Origin of the sequence: Flavobacterium sp. (assembly GCF_032153895.1) — a bacterium.
In the GTDB taxonomy this organism is placed as follows: Bacteria; Bacteroidota; Bacteroidia; order Flavobacteriales; family Flavobacteriaceae; genus Flavobacterium.
The window spans coordinates 45,883-64,924 of record NZ_JALDYN010000003.1 but is presented as its reverse complement, the minus strand read 5'-3'; the positions used below and the strand labels follow the sequence as shown (position 1 = coordinate 64,924).

At 39.0% G+C, this 19,042-nt stretch carries 11 protein-coding genes and 1 tRNA gene; 4 read left to right on the top strand and 8 right to left on the bottom strand.

Going from position 1 to position 19,042, the window contains the following annotated elements; genetic code table 11:
• Nucleotides 1-39: 39 nt before the first annotated feature.
• The 4 genes from RUH60_RS02295 to RUH60_RS02280 form a co-directional block, all read right to left on the bottom strand.
• On the bottom strand, nucleotides 40-1,899 hold the full coding sequence (locus tag RUH60_RS02295; protein WP_313804810.1) for an OmpA family protein: 1,860 nt from the start codon (nucleotides 1,897-1,899) through the stop codon (nucleotides 40-42).
• A gap of 24 nt (nucleotides 1,900-1,923) precedes the next feature.
• Nucleotides 1,924-2,856, bottom strand: a complete 933-nt coding sequence (locus RUH60_RS02290; RefSeq protein ID WP_313804807.1) for a type IX secretion system membrane protein PorP/SprF — start codon at nucleotides 2,854-2,856, stop codon at nucleotides 1,924-1,926.
• Between the two features lie 72 nt (nucleotides 2,857-2,928).
• Nucleotides 2,929-9,447, bottom strand: a complete 6,519-nt coding sequence (locus RUH60_RS02285; RefSeq protein ID WP_313804804.1) for a choice-of-anchor J domain-containing protein — start codon at nucleotides 9,445-9,447, stop codon at nucleotides 2,929-2,931.
• A 382-nt stretch (nucleotides 9,448-9,829) separates the two neighbouring features.
• Nucleotides 9,830-9,903, bottom strand: a tRNA-Ala gene (locus tag RUH60_RS02280).
• 96 nt (nucleotides 9,904-9,999) lie between these two features.
• Here RUH60_RS02280 and RUH60_RS02275 point away from each other — a divergent pair.
• Both RUH60_RS02275 and RUH60_RS02270 read left to right on the top strand, forming a co-directional pair.
• Nucleotides 10,000-13,467 carry a T9SS type B sorting domain-containing protein gene (locus tag RUH60_RS02275; protein ID WP_313804802.1) on the top strand — a complete coding sequence of 1,156 codons (3,468 nt, stop codon included), beginning with the start codon at nucleotides 10,000-10,002 and terminating at the stop codon, nucleotides 13,465-13,467.
• A 1-nt stretch (nucleotide 13,468) separates the two neighbouring features.
• A complete protein-coding gene (locus tag RUH60_RS02270) occupies nucleotides 13,469-14,230 on the top strand; it encodes an enoyl-CoA hydratase/isomerase family protein (RefSeq protein WP_313804799.1) in 762 nt (253 codons plus the stop codon).
• A gap of 30 nt (nucleotides 14,231-14,260) precedes the next feature.
• On the opposite strand, the gene RUH60_RS02265 is transcribed toward RUH60_RS02270, so the two are convergent.
• On the bottom strand, nucleotides 14,261-14,884 hold the full coding sequence (locus RUH60_RS02265) for a 2OG-Fe(II) oxygenase (RefSeq protein ID WP_313804796.1): 624 nt from the start codon (nucleotides 14,882-14,884) through the stop codon (nucleotides 14,261-14,263).
• A 78-nt stretch (nucleotides 14,885-14,962) separates the two neighbouring features.
• On the opposite strand from RUH60_RS02265, the gene RUH60_RS02260 reads away from it, so the two are divergent.
• Nucleotides 14,963-15,415 carry a 6-carboxytetrahydropterin synthase gene (locus tag RUH60_RS02260; protein WP_313805045.1) on the top strand — a complete coding sequence of 151 codons (453 nt, stop codon included), beginning with the start codon at nucleotides 14,963-14,965 and terminating at the stop codon, nucleotides 15,413-15,415.
• 5 nt (nucleotides 15,416-15,420) lie between these two features.
• Nucleotides 15,421-16,179, top strand: a complete 759-nt coding sequence (locus RUH60_RS02255) for a UDP-2,3-diacylglucosamine diphosphatase (protein WP_313804793.1) — start codon at nucleotides 15,421-15,423, stop codon at nucleotides 16,177-16,179.
• On the opposite strand, the gene RUH60_RS02250 is transcribed toward RUH60_RS02255, so the two are convergent.
• From RUH60_RS02250 to RUH60_RS02240, 3 genes are all read right to left on the bottom strand, one after another.
• Nucleotides 16,176-16,628 carry a hypothetical protein gene (locus tag RUH60_RS02250; RefSeq protein ID WP_313804790.1) on the bottom strand — a complete coding sequence of 151 codons (453 nt, stop codon included), beginning with the start codon at nucleotides 16,626-16,628 and terminating at the stop codon, nucleotides 16,176-16,178. The genes RUH60_RS02255 and RUH60_RS02250 overlap by 4 nt on opposite strands.
• Before the next feature lie 152 nt (nucleotides 16,629-16,780).
• Nucleotides 16,781-18,097, bottom strand: a complete 1,317-nt coding sequence (locus RUH60_RS02245) for an HTTM domain-containing protein (RefSeq protein WP_313804787.1) — start codon at nucleotides 18,095-18,097, stop codon at nucleotides 16,781-16,783.
• A gap of 5 nt (nucleotides 18,098-18,102) precedes the next feature.
• Nucleotides 18,103-19,029, bottom strand: coding sequence for a bifunctional riboflavin kinase/FAD synthetase (locus RUH60_RS02240; RefSeq protein ID WP_313804784.1), 927 nt, complete (start codon nucleotides 19,027-19,029; stop codon nucleotides 18,103-18,105).
• Nucleotides 19,030-19,042: the final 13 nt, after the last annotated feature.

The following is a 19,042-nucleotide window of genomic DNA, read 5'->3' as shown; positions in this document are numbered from 1 at the left end:
GACACCGGACTTCTTCCCATACAAAAAACCTAACTAAAACTATTTTTTTACAATCAAAAATTCAGAACGACGATTGATTGCATTTTGTTCATCGGTACAATTTTCACCACAAGAAACTTTTGGTTCAGATTCTCCAAATCCTTTTCCTGAAATTCTTGCTTTCGAAATTCCTTTGGAAACCACATAAAAAACCGTTGCCTGAGCACGTTTTTCAGACAAACGTAAGTTGTAAGTAGCACTTCCTTTCGTATCGGTGTGGGCTTTAACATGAATGACCATATTCGGATATTCGTTCATAATCGCCACCAACTTATCTAACTCCTGAGCACCTTGTTTGGTAATTTCACTTTTATCGTAAGCGAAATTAATTTCAGCTAAGTCGATATGTGTTTCTTTAATCAACACATTGACTGGTTTTAGTGCTACTGGAAGCGTCATACTTCTTTCCGTTGTTGCCGGAATGGAAACTACTTCGGTCTCGTAACCTGTTTTAGAAACTTCTAACGAATAGACTGTTTCACAGTCCAGATTGTGTGTAGCAGTTCCGTTGGAAGAGGTAACTGAACTTGTAATCACATTGAGTTTTGCATCCAATACTTTTACGGTAACCTCAGCTAAAGGACTACCTGTTTTACTATCTGTAACTGACGCCAATGCTTCTAAATGACAAACCGGAATTGCGGTGTAGATATCATCATAACCCGAACGATTCGACGAAAAATAACCCACATTCGCTTTCGTATTGAAACTGAATGCAAAATCATCCTTTTCACTGTTTACCGGTTTCCCGACGTTTTCAGCCTTAGTGCCTTTTCCTAAATCTGCTTTGAACACATCAAAACCACCAAATCCTTCACGAGCAAATGACGAGAAATAAAGTACGTTATCTGCTGTAATGAATGGAAAATTCTCTTTTCCTGGAGTATTCACGGTTGCACCCAAATTAACTGGCGAACCATAACTTCCATCGGTATTAATGCTTACTTTCCAAATATCTGTGTCGCCTAAACCACCCGGCATGTTAGAAGCGAAATACAAGGTTTTTCCATCTTCGCTTACACTAGGACTACCCACAGAATATTCTGTGCTGTTAAACGGAAGCGCAGTAATTTGCTGCCATTTTCCATTCACTTTAACGGCTTTGTACAAACCAACTTGTCCTAACTTAACTTTACTGGTACTTGCATAACTTTTAGCGGTGTGACCGTCGCGGGCAAAATACATAGTACTTCCATCAGCACTCAAGGAAACCGGTCCATCATGAAAACGGCTGTTCAGTTCGCTTAAAGCGGTTGGTTCGGCAAAAGTTCCGTCTGCATTACGTTGTGCTGTAAAAATATCAATGTACGCCTGACCGTAATTGTCTTTCGAAGAAACACCACGTGTACTTACGAAATAAAGTGTCTCGTCATTAGCTAATACAGCGCCAAAATCACTTTTATCCTTATCATTTACAGAAAGCGCTGTTGCATCAAATAATTTATTTTGATTGTTCAACACCGGTATATAATTCGGATTTGCTTTATGTGAAAGCGCACGCTGATCGTTTGGCATTAAGGATGAAAAAGTATCCATCTGTTTGTTGGATTCTGCATATTTCCCCTGGGAACGCAAAGCCATCGCATATTTGTAATACGTTTCGGCATCTTGCTGCTGACTTATTGCTTTACCATACCAACTCGCCGCTTCATCCATATTGAAAATTGCATAATACGAGTCGGCAAGCTTTTTATAGGTTTGCGTATCTGCGGCTTTGTTTTTAGCGAGTTTTAAATATTCTTCAATGGCAGAAGTATACTGCGCATTTTCAAAATAAACATCGGCTTTTTGACTATTACTGGTTTGTGCATTACCGTACAATGCCAAAAACAAACCTGCTGTTAAAATTATTTTTTTCATAAGTTTCGTTGCTTAGTAATCAGATTAGAAGAATCGTGGAGAAATAGATGCTTTCTTTTTAGAATTGATATCAAACAGAAGCATAAACTCATGCGAAGAACGTCCTACTTCACCAAGATCAGAAATTACGTGATCATAGGCATACCCAACACGGATGCTTGGTGTTACCGCATAATTTACCATCGCTCCGAAGGAATCATCTAAACGGTACGTTCCGCCGATTTCAAATTTGTCAAAAAACAAAAAGTTAAGGGAACCATCTAAAGATGTTGGTGCATTAAACGCAGATTTCAACATGAAAGATGGCTTCATCTTCGTGTTTTCGGATAAATCAAAAATATAACCTCCTGTTAAGAAATAATGGGATACTTCCGAGCCAAATTTTCTTTCTGAACCGTCTTCTGTAACCACTAAATGTTTACTTTTCAACATGTTTGGCACTGAAAACGCTACATAGTATTTGTTCGTATAATAAAATAATCCGGAACCGATATTAAAATAAGTGTTACTAGAATTCTCATTAAATGCAATATCTCCAGGTGAAGTCACATAACCGTTACCGATATCGGAAAACAACCCAACATTGTGAAACGTAGCTCCTGTTTTTAAACCTAAAGCTAATTTATGCTCACCGCCTAAATTCAAGGTGTATGAGAAATCAGCATAGATATTATTTTCTTCAACCGGACCGATTTTATCGTTGATAAACGACAAACCAAGCCCCACGTTTTTACCCACCGGACTGTGTAAGGAAAAAGTTCCGGTTTGCGGAGCGCCTTCTACATCAACCCATTGCGCACGGTATAGCACACCTCCGGAAATACTTTCTTTAGACCCGGCATAAGCAGGATTGACCACATTCATATTATACATATACTGCGTATAATGTGGATCTTGTTGCGCATTAGCCGAAAAAACCCCTGCTAAAGCAATTAATAGTAAAGCTATTTTTTTCATAATTTTTTGGTAGTTAATAATCAAGTAACTGCCTTTCTGTGAATTCACAAAAAGGCAGTCCCTGACAAAATATTAATGTTGTCTGTTAATATAAACCCAACCTGTTTTTTGGTCGCCCTCAGCGTTTGTTAAGCTGTAGAAGTATGTTCCGTCTGGCAAATCACGATTGTTTTTATCCTGACCATGCCATTGGTTGGTATAACCACTAGTTAACTCATATACTTGTGTACCATATCGGTTGAAAATCGTGATTTCACGAACTCCAAGTCCGGACAAGTCAAACGTATCGTTGTCACCATCGCCGTTTGGAGAAATTCCACGTGGGATGAAGCACATCATCGATTCTAAAGTATAAGTACCTACAGTAGCACAATTTCCGGACGTAACCGTTAGTGTAAATCCTAAAGGCAAGGTTAAAGTGGTGCTTCCGTAAGCCGCTGATACATTTAACTCTGGACTATTAGTTCCTACAATCATTCCGTTGGCATCTTCCCATTCGAAAGTTTCTGTAGCCGTATCGAATGTTCCGCTTACCGGAGTTGCCACCAACCAAGTTTCAGTACCGCGACATTCCTGAGTTACCACAACTGGAGTTCCAGGTTCAGTAACCGTTACAGTAATTGCAACACGAGGACCCGCACATCCGTTGGCATCCACTAAACTTACATAATACGTTGTTGTTCCTACTACACTGGTATCTGGTGTTGGAGCAACTGAAGAACCTGTTCCTCCTACCGCTGTAGTGAACCACAATAAATCCAATCCGTTTACCGGAGTAGCCGACAATGGAGCCGCCACATAATGCTGGCAATATTCCAAAGCAGTATCGTCAACAACTGGTATATCAGCAATACCATTATATACTAAAGTGATGGTGTCTTCACAGTAACGCGTTTTCCATGTAAATGTATAAGTTCCCGGATTCATAAATCCGTTGATGGTGATTGCGCTCGCATTAGGGTCTGAAATAACTACCGGACCAGGATTAGAAGCATCCTGAATCCAAGTTCCTACTCCTTCTGCAGAAACCTGAAATGATGGATTCTGGCAGTCTAAATTCGTATTGGCCGCGTTGTCGTTAATACGGTTATTCGGCACAAAATTAGCAGCGTCAACTACACTAAAGTTAGAATAGTTTTTACCTCTAAATATGAAACGTGTTACTGTTTGACCTGCTGGTACTTCATAAGTTCCTGTAATAAAATTCCAAGCATTAATTGAATCTACAGAACGGACAACTGTAAATGGACCTTGTGGCGGTCCTGCCAACAACTCCATACCGGCACCAAAACGACCTAAATGGGCAAAACTATAGTAGTACTCCGTAATTTCAGAACTGTCCATATCCTTATACATTCCCTGTACATTGTACATGTCATTAGGATCTGGCGCTACAAAGCCTTCGCCTGTAGTAAGTTGAATACACTGACCTTGCGAATAAGCAGCAAAACCGGGTGCATTTAACGTTTCCCAAATCCAGATATTGTCGTTTAGTGGATAGTTCGTTCTCCATCCCGGAACAATGGTTCGAGCAACATTAGACTCCCAAGTTCCACTATATTGTGGTAATCTTGGTTCTTCAAAATCGAAATTCTGAGCACTCATGTTACACAAATCCTGAGGCGTTGTAATACTCATATTGAACATACGTGTATTTACTAAAGGCGCATTAAGCGTCAGACGCACTTTGTATGCTTGTCCAACCTCTAATTCTGAAGCATAACTTGCTACCAATACGTTATTGTTTACGCAGGTAATTTCCTGTAAAGTTCCATCTGTATTGGCTTTGTAAAGCGTTAAGGTAAAATCTGGATATTTCTCCAAACCGAAATTGTTAGACAAGGTCGCAAAACTGTTTTCAGTGGAATAAATGTACTCCTCAAAACCATCCGCTTTGATAATATGAACTCTTGAAGTTGCTGTAAAACCAAACCAAACATCACTTTGATTCGTACCAGGACATGTTAATCCTTGCGTGGAAAGTGTTGCGTTTCTGAAGCTTACACGCTTAATTTTTTCGGTAGCTACAGTAGTGGCATTAATTGGTAACTCAATAGCATTGTTCGATCCGTTGTTTCTAACGAAATCATAAGGTCCAGACCAATAGCTGGTCACTCCACCACCACAAACTGCTCTTACAAAATACTCATAAGTAGCATGATTCGGATTGTTAAAATCAGACGCAACCGGTGTATAAGAAGGCGTCGTTACTATAGTTCCTGATTGTGGCAAACTCTGATTGTCTACAGGCTGTACAGCTACTTCCCATTGTGTTTCCGATCCGCCGGCTGTCCAAGTGAACTGTCCGTTTTCATTAGCAAACAAAGCTGTAGGCTGAGGACAAGTAACTGGTCCACAATTTGCAACACCAGTAAACACAATAGTTTTCGGCATTCCAACTCCCATCGGGCTTGACCAAACCGTTTCGCCCGCTCCGTTCAAAATAGTTACATGGAAAGCGTTATATTGAGACGGGTTGAAACCATACGTATCAAAGAACAATTCAAATTCACTACCATTACATAAGAATACCGGAGTAGAAACCGCCTGATTTCCTCCAGTGAACGGAATGTATTGTGTAACCATAGAGTTCTGATAAATATTAATTCCCGCAGTAATATTGTAATCGCTTGTTAAAACGAAAGTGTATTCACACATATCGTTAAAATTACATTTTGTTACAATTTCAATTGGCGTGGTCCAAGTGCTGTTGGCAGCCGTACAAACCGCACGAACTAAAACTTTATAGCGAGTACTTGCCGTAAGGCCTGTCACTACGAACGGACTACCGGTAGCGGCATGAATGTACTCTGATGGGATACCACTTGTAATGTCAACATCATAAGGCACTACAGCTACTTCCCAAGTAGAACCCGCAGCGGGAATTTCCCAGCTAACTGTAATTTGTGTATCAGCAATGGTATTAGGATTAACCGTTACATTGAACGCTTCAGAACAAGCTGGTACATCTTCAATATTCACATTATCGATGATGATCATCTGACCACGATCGTTGTTCGTCGCGAAATACGGAACGTGGAACGCGATGTGGATATCACCTGTAATTCCAGCAGGTAAATTGATGATTCTCTCTTTGTAATAAGTATTGTTGATAATTACCGGATCTGCATCAGAATCATACAAAATCGTAGTAAAATCAGCAGGATTAGTTCCTGTAGTAGACAAAGCAACTTCTAAATCTTCGATGTATCCTGCTTCATAAACTCTGTAATAATAACGCAAACGCTGGTTGGCTCCAATTGTAATTTTAGGAGAAATTAACCAGTCATCGTTGTTACCGTCAGTTCCTGTAAACATGGCAGCAGCCTGATTTCCTTCATAAGGATAAATTCCGCTGTCCATATTCCAGGTTTCCGGTGTTAAACCGTTCACAATTTTCCAACATGGCTCTGATGGCGAGTTGGTGTTGAACGTTTCGGTAAACGGAGCCGTATAGGTATAACAAAGCGTTGAAAAGTATTTTGGTCCGATCCACTCACTGTTGGAGTCTCCACACAAAGCTCTTACAAACACTTCATAATCCGTTCCGGGAACAAGATTTGTCACCTGATAGGAATTGGTATTTACCGTTTGTGCATAAAGGTTTGGATTACCTGAACCTGCTGGCTGCACACTCACCTGCCACTGTGTTTCCTGGTTTCCTGCTGCCCAAGTTACATCAACACTGTTCAGAGTAACATTATTGATGGCAAGATTTAACGGTTGTGGACAAGCCGGTGCATCTTCAATTTTTACATTATCAATATTCAATACCGTTACAGCCGGAGGCAATGTCAATTGCGGCGGAACACGGAATGCAATATATACTGGTCCGGTAGCCGGGAAGTACACTGACTCTTGTAAAACCGTCGTATTGGTCACTTCAAAATGCGGAATCAATACCGAAAAACTAGATGGATTTGTATCGGTTGTCGAGATAAGTACTTCTACTCCAAAACGAGCCGCTGTACTCATTACCGTCTGACTTGAATAATCAAAAGTAAGTTTCGCATATCCTGAAATCATGACAGGAGGTGAGATTAACCAATCGTCATAACCTGTCGGAGCGTTCAGTAACGGAGCAGAAATAGAAGCATTGGTAGTTCCGATGGTAAACTGCCTGTTATCATTATTAGCATTATTTACTGTCCAACAGAATTTCACTGTTTCAGGATCTGTGTCGTTAAAGGTTTCAATAAATGGAAGTTCCGTAACAACATCACAATCCGTTTGGAAAGGAACTGACCCAATCCATTGACTTGTACCAAATTCATCACAATTCGCACGAATGAAAACTTCATAACGTGTAGAGTGATCCAAATTCGTAGCTGTATAAGGGTTTGTTGTAATTAACGTTCCGCTTTGTGTTGGAAGCGGGGAAGCTAAATTCTCTTCCTGAACGATGATTTCCCATTGGGTTTCCGAATATCCAGCAATCCAAGAAAAATCGGCTGTATTTGTTGTCACATCTACAACGGTTAATGTCGTAGGATCCGGACATGCCGGAATGTTTTCTACATAAACATCATCGATATAAATTCGGTTAGTTGTTTCATTAGGATTCGGTTTTACATACCATGCAAAGTTAACAGGTCCTGTCAAACCACTTGGTAAATTCACGATTAATTCCACATAATTACTTCCTGTAGAAGAATATTGAGTATCCGGAATAAGAACCGTAGTGAAATTACTTACTCCAATACCTGTGTTTGAAGCCAAAACTTCAAATTTCATGTTATTGGACAACACACGGTATTTAAAACGCAATCTTTTAGCTGCGCCTGTAATGTTAATTTGAGGCGATACTAAATAATCGTTCCAGTTTTTTTGAGCATCAGACAAGAATACTGTTGCTCCATTCGATAAATAACCCCAAGTGAAGTTGTCGTTATTCGCATTTATATTACTCCAACAAGCTGCTGGCGAAGCGTTAGTCGTCCCTGTAAACAATTGTTCATAAGGAGTATCAAAAACAACACATTGCGTTTTGAACTTATATGGCGCACTCCAAGCACCAGGAATTCCTCCACATACAGAACGTACATACAATTCGTAAGCCGTGTTTGCTGATAAACCGGTATCGATAAGATTATCAATATTATTAGTAGTTGGCGTTCCAGCTCCAGTAGGCGCACCCATTCCCGCAGGTTGTACTGCATACTCCCAAGCAGACATCAAACTTCCTGTGTTGTCCCATGAAAACTTAACACTTGTCTGTTGTAAATCTTTATACGTAAAAACTGCTGGTGCAGGACAATTCGAAGAATTAAGGGTAAACGTAAAAGCTATACTTGCCGAAGCTGCCTGCTGACTCGACAATACAATGATATATTCATTACCTGCCTGCACAAAATAATTATTAATTGCAGCGGGTACATTTACCGCAGTTGCTCTGGCAGCAGCCAAACAGTTTACACCCACATCAGTACAACTGTCATAAATCATCACAGCTGTATTATGATTGAAACCTGCTGATGAAGTCACATTGCTTACAGAAATTAAGCCATCATCTGTAGGGGTATAACTAAAAAACACTTTAGAACCGTTAAGCTGATTCTGAGTTACATTCGATGCAAAACAGTTCGAGCCAAGAGTGGTATATGTTGGTCCTGAAGGAAATTGAAAAGCTGATAAATTATCAGCTAAAGTGTATGTCCCCCCGTTATCAGGGATTACAATCGGAAAAGAACATAAAGTTCCTAAACGTGGTGTATTCAGCGGAAATGGTCCTGCCCAAATACTCGTCGAAGAAGCACAATGTGTTTTAATGTAAACATTGTATTGTGTTCCAGGATTCAGCGATGAAACATCAAAAGAGTTGTCCGTTAAAGTACCGACTGGTCCCGGCGCTTGAGGCGAAGGCAATACTTGTATCTCAAATTGAGTAGCCGTAGGATGCGTCCAGTTCAGGGTTGCTGAAACCGGCGTAAGGTTAGAAATGGCTACATCAGCCGCCAAAACCGGATCACACGGTACTTCCGTTTGAAGATGTACATTATCAATAAACCAACTGTCTACCGTTGGTATAGCCAAAGTTTGATTATTAACCAATACGAAAGCCAAATAAATTTGAGTTCCTGCAATACCATCCGGAAGATCAATTACTTTTTCTTCGTAGCCTGCCGTTGTTGTTAGCGTTGCTTCGGTATAGGTTTGTAAAACAATATTAAAACTGCTCAAATCAGGCTGACTTGCTGTCGAAAGACGTACTTCAAACTGAGTTCCGTGGTTAACCACATCGCCTTGTTTGGTGTAAAATCGTAACTGTCCGTTAGTAGGCACCGTAACTAAAGGTGTAATCAAGTAGTAATTCGCTGTATTCCCTTGTCCTACATTGTCTACAGTAGGATTCAAATACGCCGCTCCATTACTTAAATACCCATCAGTACTAGTTGTCCACGTTGATAGTCCAGACATACTGTTGTTTTGTCCCCAAGTAGCGGGAATACCAGCTTCAAAATTTTCAGGCCCTAGCTGCGCATTAACAGCTAAAGTCCCTAACAGAAAAAACAACATTGCTAATGAAGTCCTAACCAGAGATTTTGATAAGCCGACCAACAACTTAAATGTCATTAGTAAATTCTCATTCATTGTAATCTAATTTGGATATTAAAAAATAGTTTTCGATAAACAAATATGAATTTTTGATGATACTAATCCTAAATAAGCATTTTTGAAATTGTGGAATTTTAATATTACCCAATCTTTGGAAAATCATTAAAAACCAACGCTTTACAAGGTTTTTACCTAAAAATAACTTTTTGTTAATTTTAATGAAGTTATGAGAGAATAATCGGATTAATGGCTCGTTTTGCAAAACAAAAGGGCATCAAAAAAGGAAGATTCAGTTGTGTGAATTTGATAAAAATCAAGAAAATGCTACTAATAAAATGTAACATTAAACTATAATCTGAAATTGAAATTCAAAAAGAAAAAAGTAATAAAAAAGTCGAAGAATAATTCTTCGACTTTGTGGAGAAGATGGGGCTCGAACCCACGACCTCTTGACTGCCAGTCAAGCACTCTAGCCAACTGAGCTACATCCCCGATTGGGAGCAAAAATAAGTAAAAAAGTTAATTGTAGAAAAAAAATATCAGAACCCGTCTTTTTAGTCTATTTTTGTGAGGATTATTTGATTACACATGAGATTTTTACATATATTCCTTTTACTTTTTTCCAATTTCATTGCAGCACAATTAAGCAGTAAGCATTGGATACCACCAATCCATTCTAGAGACCCATCACAGATAGAAGATCACTATGTTTATTTATCAACGCCTGAGGTGAATCCAATCCAAGTTACAATTACCTACGGCGATGGATCTCCGGTAGCGGGCTCTCCTTTTACAATTTCACAAGTGAATCCAGCGGTTGTAAACATTGGATATGGTCAACCTTCAAGGATGTTTTTAAACAGAGTTGAGGTTAACATCGTAAAAAGTGACAAAGGATTAATCTTAAGTTCAACTAAAGATTTCTATGTTAGTTTCCGAATGCGAGCACAAAACCACTCTGAAACAATTATCTCGAAAGGTATTACCGGAACTGGAACCTCATTCCGTTTAGGGCATATGGTGAATGAAGTTGGTGATCCCAGAAAGAATTTTATTGCAAGTGTCATGGCTACAGAAGACAACACAGAAATTACGTTATCCGATTACGAATCTTCTGTTATTTTTGAATCATCCAGTGGTCAAATAACTGATGACAGCCAAACTTTTATTTTAAATGAAGGGCAATCAATTATTTTCTCAGGGTATAGCAATCTTGTAGTTAATTTAACGGGATTTATTGGTGCGCAACTTACCTCAACAAAACCTGTAGCTGTAAACACTGGTAATGCTTTAGGTGGAACAGAAATGAATAGAGCCGATTTCAGTTTAGACCAAATTGTTCCTTCTACTCAAATTGGAAAAGAATATATTTTCATTCAAGGTAATGGACTATCTGAAATGGAAAGACCTTTAATTATAGCCGACCAAGACAATACAGAAGTTTATATAAACGGTAGCACAACTCCTGCAACAACATTGAATGCAGGAGATTTCTATTTAGTCCCTAATGCTTATTATCAAGGCATAAATAATCAAAACATTTATGTAGAGACCACTAAACCGATATTTGCCTATCAACTAATTGGAGGCGGTTCAGACACAGCAACTTGTGGCCTAAATTTTATCCCTCCTTTAAGTTGTTTCTTCCAAAATTCAGTTTCAATTCCCTTTGTAAACGAAATTGGCAACACAACTTACAACGCAGATTTAATGGTTCTCACATATGCTTCTGCTACGTTAACTGTGAATGGCACCACCATAAACGCAAACACATCTCAAGCAGTACAAGGTAATTCAGAATGGGTAACCTATAGAGTTCCAAATGTATCAGGAAATGCACAAGTTAATTCAACAGGGCCTTTAGCCGTGGGTGTCTTTGGTTATTTAGGAAATGCCTCAGGTTTTGCCGGTTACTATTCTGGCTTTGGAAGCGCTCCGCAGGACACCAATTTAAGCGTTTGTTCAGATAGAACACAGAATCTTTTCGACGCAATTATAGGAAATCCGGGAACCGGTGGAAGCTGGACTGTGCCTTCAGGTGGCGCTCCACTCGTTGATGATATTTTTGACCCAAACATAAATACCCCTGGCGAATACATCTACACCTTTACTAAAGATTGTAATGCTTCCGCAGCTTCGTTCAGTGTAAAGGTAAATGTAACCATTGAGCAGGCACCAAATGCCGGCGCAAACGCTCAAAAAGAAATCTGTAAAAATGATACTCCTATTGATTTGTTTTCCCTTTTAGGACCCAATGCCGAAACAGGTGGAACCTGGTCACCGGTGTTAACTTCGGGAACAGGTGTTTTTGATCCCGCAGTTGATAATACCGGTCTGTACACCTACACGATTTCTAATAGTGATGTATGTGATAATGTTTCCGCAACGGTAGATGTAATAGTAAATACTCCGCCTTTGATTACGCTAATAAATGATTATATCGAATGTGACAACAATGCTGATGGAGACGACACTAACGGTCAAGTTTACTTCAATCTGAATACTAAAACCAACGAAGTACTAAACGGTCAAACCGGAATAACTGTAACCTACCATTTGTTAGAAGCTGATGCAGAAAACGATACTAACGGAATTACAGGCGTTCAATCCGGAAATGCAACCATTTATGTTCGTCTTGAAAATAATGTAACACATTGTTATAGTATCACTTCATTTGATTTGGTGGTGAATCCTTTGCCTTCTGTTCCGGCATCAGTTACATTAAAGCAATGTGATGATGATGTAGATGCTATTACAGCCTTTAATCTTACTGAAGCTTATACATTAATTTCAAACGATGCAACGCTATCGTATTCATTTTACGAATCATCGGCTAATGCAACTACAAATACTAACCCTATAACCAATTTAACCGCTTATAATTCAACCAACAGAACGCTTTGGGTAAAAGCAACAAATGGACTAGGTTGTTCGAGTCGAATTGTTACTCTGAATCTTGTGGTTTCTACAACACAGATTCCGGCAAGTTTTATGACAACTCTTGAAGTTTGCGACAACTTCATTGACACAAGTGATCCTGAAAATGATGGTTTTGGATATTTTGATTTGAACAACGCCACTCAAAGTATTAAAAACCAGTTTTTGACTGCGCAACAGCCAACACTTTCAGTTACCTATTATGAAACCGAAGCAGATGCCTTAGCGGAACAAAATGCTATTCCATTAACGCAGCCATACCGAAATACTACTGCAAACAACCAATTTGTTTATGTTCGTGTGGATAGCAATACGAGCAATGATTGTGAAGGTTTGGGTCTGCATTTGCAATTAATCGTAAACCCTATTCCGGAATTTGATCTTGGTAATGATTTTCAACTATGTGTTAATCCTGTAACAGCAATCGGCTCGCAAATCATTGATGCTACTCCAACAGTTGCGGGGAGTTATTCCTATAGCTGGACACCTGTTAATCCGGATGTAGACGGAAGTGGCAATGAGTCAGCGCAATTTAATGTAACGCAGGCTGGAGCCTATTCCGTTTTGGTTACCAATTCAATTACAGGCTGTACCGAAACAGATACTATAAACGTTACCCTATCTTCCGAGCCTGTTTCTGCAACGGTTATCATAACAACCCCTCTTTTTCATAGTGGTTTAGCGAACATTCAAGTGATTACAACTGGTGGTTATGGCACTTACGAATACAGTATAGATGGCATCAACTGGCAATCGGAACCTACTTTTATAGGTCTTGAAAACGGAAGCTATATCGTTCAGGTTCGTGATTTGGCACATTGTGGCATTACCCCTTCGGAAGAATTTTTTACAGTTTCTTATCCTAATTTCTTCACACCAAACGGAGACGGGTATAATGACACCTGGAAAATTGAGAATTTACCAACCCATTATAATGCCAAAATCTACATTTACGACCGATACGGCAAACTGGTAAAAGAAACTTCATCCTACGGAAAAGGTTGGGACGGAACATTCAACGGAAACCCATTACCTTCAACCGATTACTGGTTCAAAGTAGAATATACTGAAGGTGATATCACCAAAGAATTTAAAAGTCATTTTTCATTAAAGCGATAATATGTCTAAATCAGGTACTTTAAAAACAACCATAGAAAACAAAATTGCAACGGTAAGTTTCGGACATCCGGCCAGTAATTCGTTTCCGAGTGAGCAATTGCAAAGGCTTACCGACGAAATAAACCGATTGAGTTCAAATGATGACATCAACATCATTCTTTTAAAAAGCGAAGGTGATGGGGCTTTTTGTGCCGGCGCTTCGTTTGATGAATTGTTAGCCGTTTCCAATTTAGAGGAAGGCCAAAAATTCTTCTCCGGATTTGCCAATGTCATCAATGCGATGCGTACTTGTTCCAAACTGATTATTGGACGCATTCACGGTAAAGCAGTTGGCGGCGGAGTTGGTTTAGCAGCAGCCTGCGATTATGCTTTGGCTACAACCGAAAGCGCAATCAAATTATCAGAATTAGCCATAGGAATTGGTCCTTTTGTGATTGAACCCGCAGTAAGCCGTAAAATTGGAAAAGCCGCTTTGGCTGAAATGACTTTAGCCGCTCACGAATGGAAAAGTGCTAATTGGGCTCAGGAAAAAGGCTTATACGCTAAAGTTTTAGAAACCGTCTCCGATTTAGATTCGGAATTGGAAAATTTTACAACAAAACTAGCCTCTTACAACCCGGAAGCTTTATCAGAAATGAAAAAAGTATTATGGGAAGGAACGGAAAACTGGGATAAATTACTTTACGAAAGAGCCGCTATTTCAGGCCGTTTGGTATTGTCTGACTTTACGGTAAACGCACTGAATCAATTCAAAAAGAAATAACAAAAAAGCAGTTCGGTTGAACTGCTTTTTTTATCGGGTTTTCAACCAACCGGTGATACTCAGTCTTGGTTGTTTTACAGGTTTTACTTCGTGTTCTAATAATTGGCTTTCAAAAATGACCATTCTTCCGCTTTTGGGAATAATATTGACAGCTTCTTCTTCATTGCCCTTTTTTAAATAGATAGTTAATTCGCCGCCAAAATCAGCTTCCCAATTTTCATCATTCAGATAACAAACCATGGATAGTTTTCGACGCGTATCATTCTGAAAAGTATCCAAATGACGCTTGTAGAAAGTACCTTCCGGATATACTGCATAATGAAACTCTTTATCCTGAATTCCTAAATAACACGTTCGGTTCAGATAGTAAACAAAGTCGTTGATGCGGTCAAAATAGAGTTTTTCAGCACCTTCTGACTGATTCTCATCCAACCATAAAATAAAATCACCTCGAACTGCGGCACGAACATGTTCATTCGAAAGATTACCAATCGCAGATTTTTTAAACTGATCTTCTTCGTACAATTGCAATAATCGCTTGCGTAAAAAGGCAACTTCGTCCGCAGCGAAAAAATGGTCTGCAATACTGTATTGTTGTTGTGACAAATCGTTGATGACTTGCTCGTATAAAGGGTTCAATTGGAAATCGTCCATGCCTTAAAAATATGGTCAAAGATACAAAATGTTGCGACTCAATTTTATTTGCTAAATTTGTACCATAATTCAACTTCGATGAGCAACATCCGCATCACCAAACAATTCACTTTCGAAACCGGTCACGCCCTTTATGGCTACGACGGCAAATGCAAAAACGTTCACGGGCACAGCTACAAATTATCGGTTACTGTAATCGGGACACCCATTAAAGACCAAAATAACGTCAAATTTGGAATGGTCATCGATTTTGGTGATTTAAAAAAAATAGTGAAGGAAGAAATTGTTGATGTTTTCGATCATGCAACCGTTTTCAACAAAAATACACCCCATATTGAATTAGCTGCCGAATTAAAAGACCGTGGTCATCACGTAATTTTAGTAGATTACCAACCCACCAGCGAGAACATGGTGATTGATTTTGCCGATAAAATTAAAAGTAGACTTCCAAAATCCATCCAATTGCATTCCTTGAAATTGCAGGAAACCGAAACGTCTTTTGCAGAATGGTATCAATCGGATAATCAATAAGTTTTATGGAGATATCACCTAACAAAAAAATATATTTCGCTTCTGACCAGCATTTTGGAGCCCCAACTCCTGAAAAAAGTTTTCCGAGAGAACAGAAATTTGTGGCTTGGCTGGAAGAAATACGTCACGATGCGGAAGTGCTTTTTTTATTGGGAGATTTGTTCGATTTCTGGTTCGAATACAAGACTGTAGTTCCGAAAGGTTTTATCCGTGTTTTGGGGAAATTAGCCGAATTGCGCGATAGTGGTGTTCAGATTTATTTCTTTGTGGGTAATCACGATTTATGGATGTATGATTATTTCGAGAAAGAGCTGAACATTCCGGTATTTCACACTGTTAAAGAATATACTTTTAATGACAAAACGTTTTTAATCGGTCATGGCGATGGTTTAGGTCCTGGTGACAAAGGCTACAAACGAATGAAAAAAGTGTTTACCAATCCGTTTTCCAAATGGTTGTTTAGATGGTTGCATCCGGATATTGGGGTTCGATTGGCACAATATCTTTCGGTTAAGAATAAATTGATTTCGGGCAAGGAAGATGTAAAATTCCTTGGTGAAGAGAATGAATGGTTGGTGAAATATGCTCAACGTAAACTAGAAACCAAACACTATGATTTCTTCATTTTTGGCCACAGACACTTACCGCTGGAAATCTTATTGAAAGACAATTCCAGATATTTCAATCTTGGTGACTGGATTGGTTATTTTACCTACGGCGTTTTTGACGGTACCGAATTCGAACTTAAAAAATACAACCATTAATGGGTTAAATGCCCATCACGAACGGTTTTCCCTTTCCAGTACTGCATCAGTGTAAACGAACCGATAGCAGACGATGCTAATCCTTCAAACAACAATCCGGCGCAATATTGGTACACGGAAGGACTTCCACCAAACAAAAAGGCTTCAGAAAGTGTTTTGATGTATTCCGCACCACCGCGTAGGTGAATGTAGATATTCAGTGCAATCACACTTAAAATCACCCCCACAAAAGCGGTCATTGCTCCAGAAGTCAAATTGAAAAGATAGTCGTTTTGTCCGTCGTAAATATTCGCTTTAATGGTTCGGTTGGTTCCGTAAAGCACAATAAAAATGTTGAGTATCCTTAAATAGAAATTGTCTGATACTCCTAATAATTCCATTGCCAGGAAGTAAAGGCCAATCCCAACAAAAATAATGACTCCGTTTCGAAATTCTCTTGATTTGAACATAACATTACATTTTTACCAGGTTAAACTTTATTTGATTATCAACTTTCTAAACAAATAAATTATTTGTTAGAAATTTGACAACCATTTAACAAATGTAAAAAATATTTATCAAATCAGAATTTATAAATACTTAATTATTAGTTAAATAGGATTTATTCATACAAAATAACCCAGTCATCATGACCGAAATAGTTCCATTCTACAGAAGCCAAATCGGTTTTAGGATTGATTAATCTTTGAAATGGTTTATGGTTGATAGAAACCATACAATCGGCATAAACAGCCACATCTTTCCCTTTAGCTTTGTAGTCGTTTTTAATGCGCTGCGCCATTTGCCAAATCATGTCCGGTTTGGAAGCCATCCCATTTTCTTGTTTTCGGGTTAAGAATTTATGATGCTGATACAATTCGGATTGGCCTGTTTTTTTATCAACCACTTTAAAACTGACATAACCATCGCGGTTACGCAACATCATTCGCCAACTCAAGCGATGGCCTTCTTCGGTCCAAAGCACATCGCCCGGAATGAACCAATGACGCATCGGAAGAGTAATTTGTAGCACGAAATATGGCACGAAAAACCACAGTAAAGCCTTTTTGTAATCGAAGTTGGGAAAAGTTAAATCAGATTCGGTTAACAACGGTTTTCGGTTTCTGAAAAAGATGCTTCTGATGGTCTCAGGCTCATAAAAAAACACCGCATAACTCAAGGCGAAATAGGGGAAGATGCCTATTTTAAGCGTTATCGAATTGAATAGATGAAACACCAAAGAGGCAATTAGAGCAATGGTTCGGGTTCGTTTCCAAAGCAAAGCCGGAATAATCAACCCGTCGAAAAGTATTCCGGTATACGCAATGAAGATATGAAACCATTTTTGTGCAAAAACATAATTAACAGGTTTGTTGACGTTAATTCCCGTGAAAAGATTTCGGGTGAAAGTACCATCCAGCCAATCTGGGTAAAATTTGGCAATTGTCGCAAACAAATAAACAATGGCAACTTGTAAAATCATCACCCACGAACACCAGGCCGGCATCGTCAAACTCCTTTTTGATGGATTTCGCATCACATCAACCGAAACAAAACGGTCAGCAGGAAGAAACAACAGCATTATGGCAACCAACAACAACAAATAGTAATGATTGTTATAGGATGTTTTCTGCATGAAATAAGCTCCGGCCCAAAGTAAGGTCAGCATTCCCAAAGAGAAGCGATACCGATACCCAATCATCACCAAAAGTGACAAAACGCCCATGGCAGCAAAGTAAAAATACATACCATAACCCGGCAGCGGTTGCAACCATTCCATTCCGATATGAGAAAAGGTAAAATCCGGCAGTAAAAAATTATCTTTCACCCAACCCGTTAAAATCGCTCCGAAAGTTTCACAGGCAAAAAGGAAGCCGAAGAAAATCCGAAAAAGAATTAACGGCGCGTTATCAATCGGTTTGAACAGGAAGTTTTTCATTCGTGCTATTTGGCAAAGTATTCCAAAGATAGCTTTTTGTCCTGAAACAATTGTTCTTTTAAATGGTCGACAGAACTAAATTTCTGCTCATCACGAAGGCGATGGAGTACTTCTATTTTTAAATCTGTACCGTATAAATCTTCCTTAAAATCGAAAAGATGAACTTCGATCGTCTTGGCAATTCCATCTACCGTTGGTTTGAAACCGATATTCATCATGCCGCCAATAGTTCTACCTTGATACGTTGCTTTCACAACATAAACACCAATTTTGGGAATTAGTTTATAATCTTCCGCGATTTGAATATTGGCCGTTGGAAAACCGATGGTTCGTCCAAGTTGTTTTCCTTGTACCACTTTGCCTGAAAAAGAATACTTGTAACCCAAATAGGAATTGGCAGTCGTGATATCGCCGTTGTCTAACGCTACGCGAATTTTGGTCGAACTCACGGAAACTTCATCAATTTCTTTAGCCGATATCTGTTCTACTTCAAAACCGTATTTTTCTCCGAAAACAATCAAATCGTCAATGGTGGCCGAACGATTTTTCCCAAAACGATGGTCGTATCCGATGATAATTTTGGCAATATTGAACTGCTTCACTAGAATTTCGGAAACAAATTCTTCCGCAGAAAGTTGTGAAAAACGGTTATCGAAGGGATGAACAATTAAATTATCCACTCCAAATTTTCGTAATAATTCAGCTTTCTCATCAATGGTGTTCAACAATTTGATATCGCCATCTTGTTGTAAAACCATTCTAGGATGAGGGAAAAAAGTAAGTACTAAACTTTCGCAATTCAATTCATCGCTTGCCTTTTCAAGTTTCTTCAAAATCGATTGGTGTCCGAGATGTACCCCGTCGAAGGTTCCAAGGGTTAAAACGGTTTTCCCTTGGGTTTGAAAATCATATATGGAAGAAAAAATTTTCAATTCGATTTTGTTT

Coding starts and splice junctions, on each gene's coding strand:
- RUH60_RS02295 (WP_313804810.1), bottom strand. CDS start 1,899: ATGAAAAAAATAATTTTAACAGCAGGTTTGTTTTTGGCATTGTACGGT.
- RUH60_RS02290 (WP_313804807.1), bottom strand. CDS start 2,856: ATGAAAAAAATAGCTTTACTATTAATTGCTTTAGCAGGGGTTTTTTCG.
- RUH60_RS02285 (WP_313804804.1), bottom strand. CDS start 9,447: ATGAATGAGAATTTACTAATGACATTTAAGTTGTTGGTCGGCTTATCA.
- RUH60_RS02275 (WP_313804802.1), top strand. CDS start 10,000: ATGAGATTTTTACATATATTCCTTTTACTTTTTTCCAATTTCATTGCA.
- RUH60_RS02270 (WP_313804799.1), top strand. CDS start 13,469: ATGTCTAAATCAGGTACTTTAAAAACAACCATAGAAAACAAAATTGCA.
- RUH60_RS02265 (WP_313804796.1), bottom strand. CDS start 14,884: ATGGACGATTTCCAATTGAACCCTTTATACGAGCAAGTCATCAACGAT.
- RUH60_RS02260 (WP_313805045.1), top strand. CDS start 14,963: ATGAGCAACATCCGCATCACCAAACAATTCACTTTCGAAACCGGTCAC.
- RUH60_RS02255 (WP_313804793.1), top strand. CDS start 15,421: ATGGAGATATCACCTAACAAAAAAATATATTTCGCTTCTGACCAGCAT.
- RUH60_RS02250 (WP_313804790.1), bottom strand. CDS start 16,628: ATGTTCAAATCAAGAGAATTTCGAAACGGAGTCATTATTTTTGTTGGG.
- RUH60_RS02245 (WP_313804787.1), bottom strand. CDS start 18,097: ATGAAAAACTTCCTGTTCAAACCGATTGATAACGCGCCGTTAATTCTT.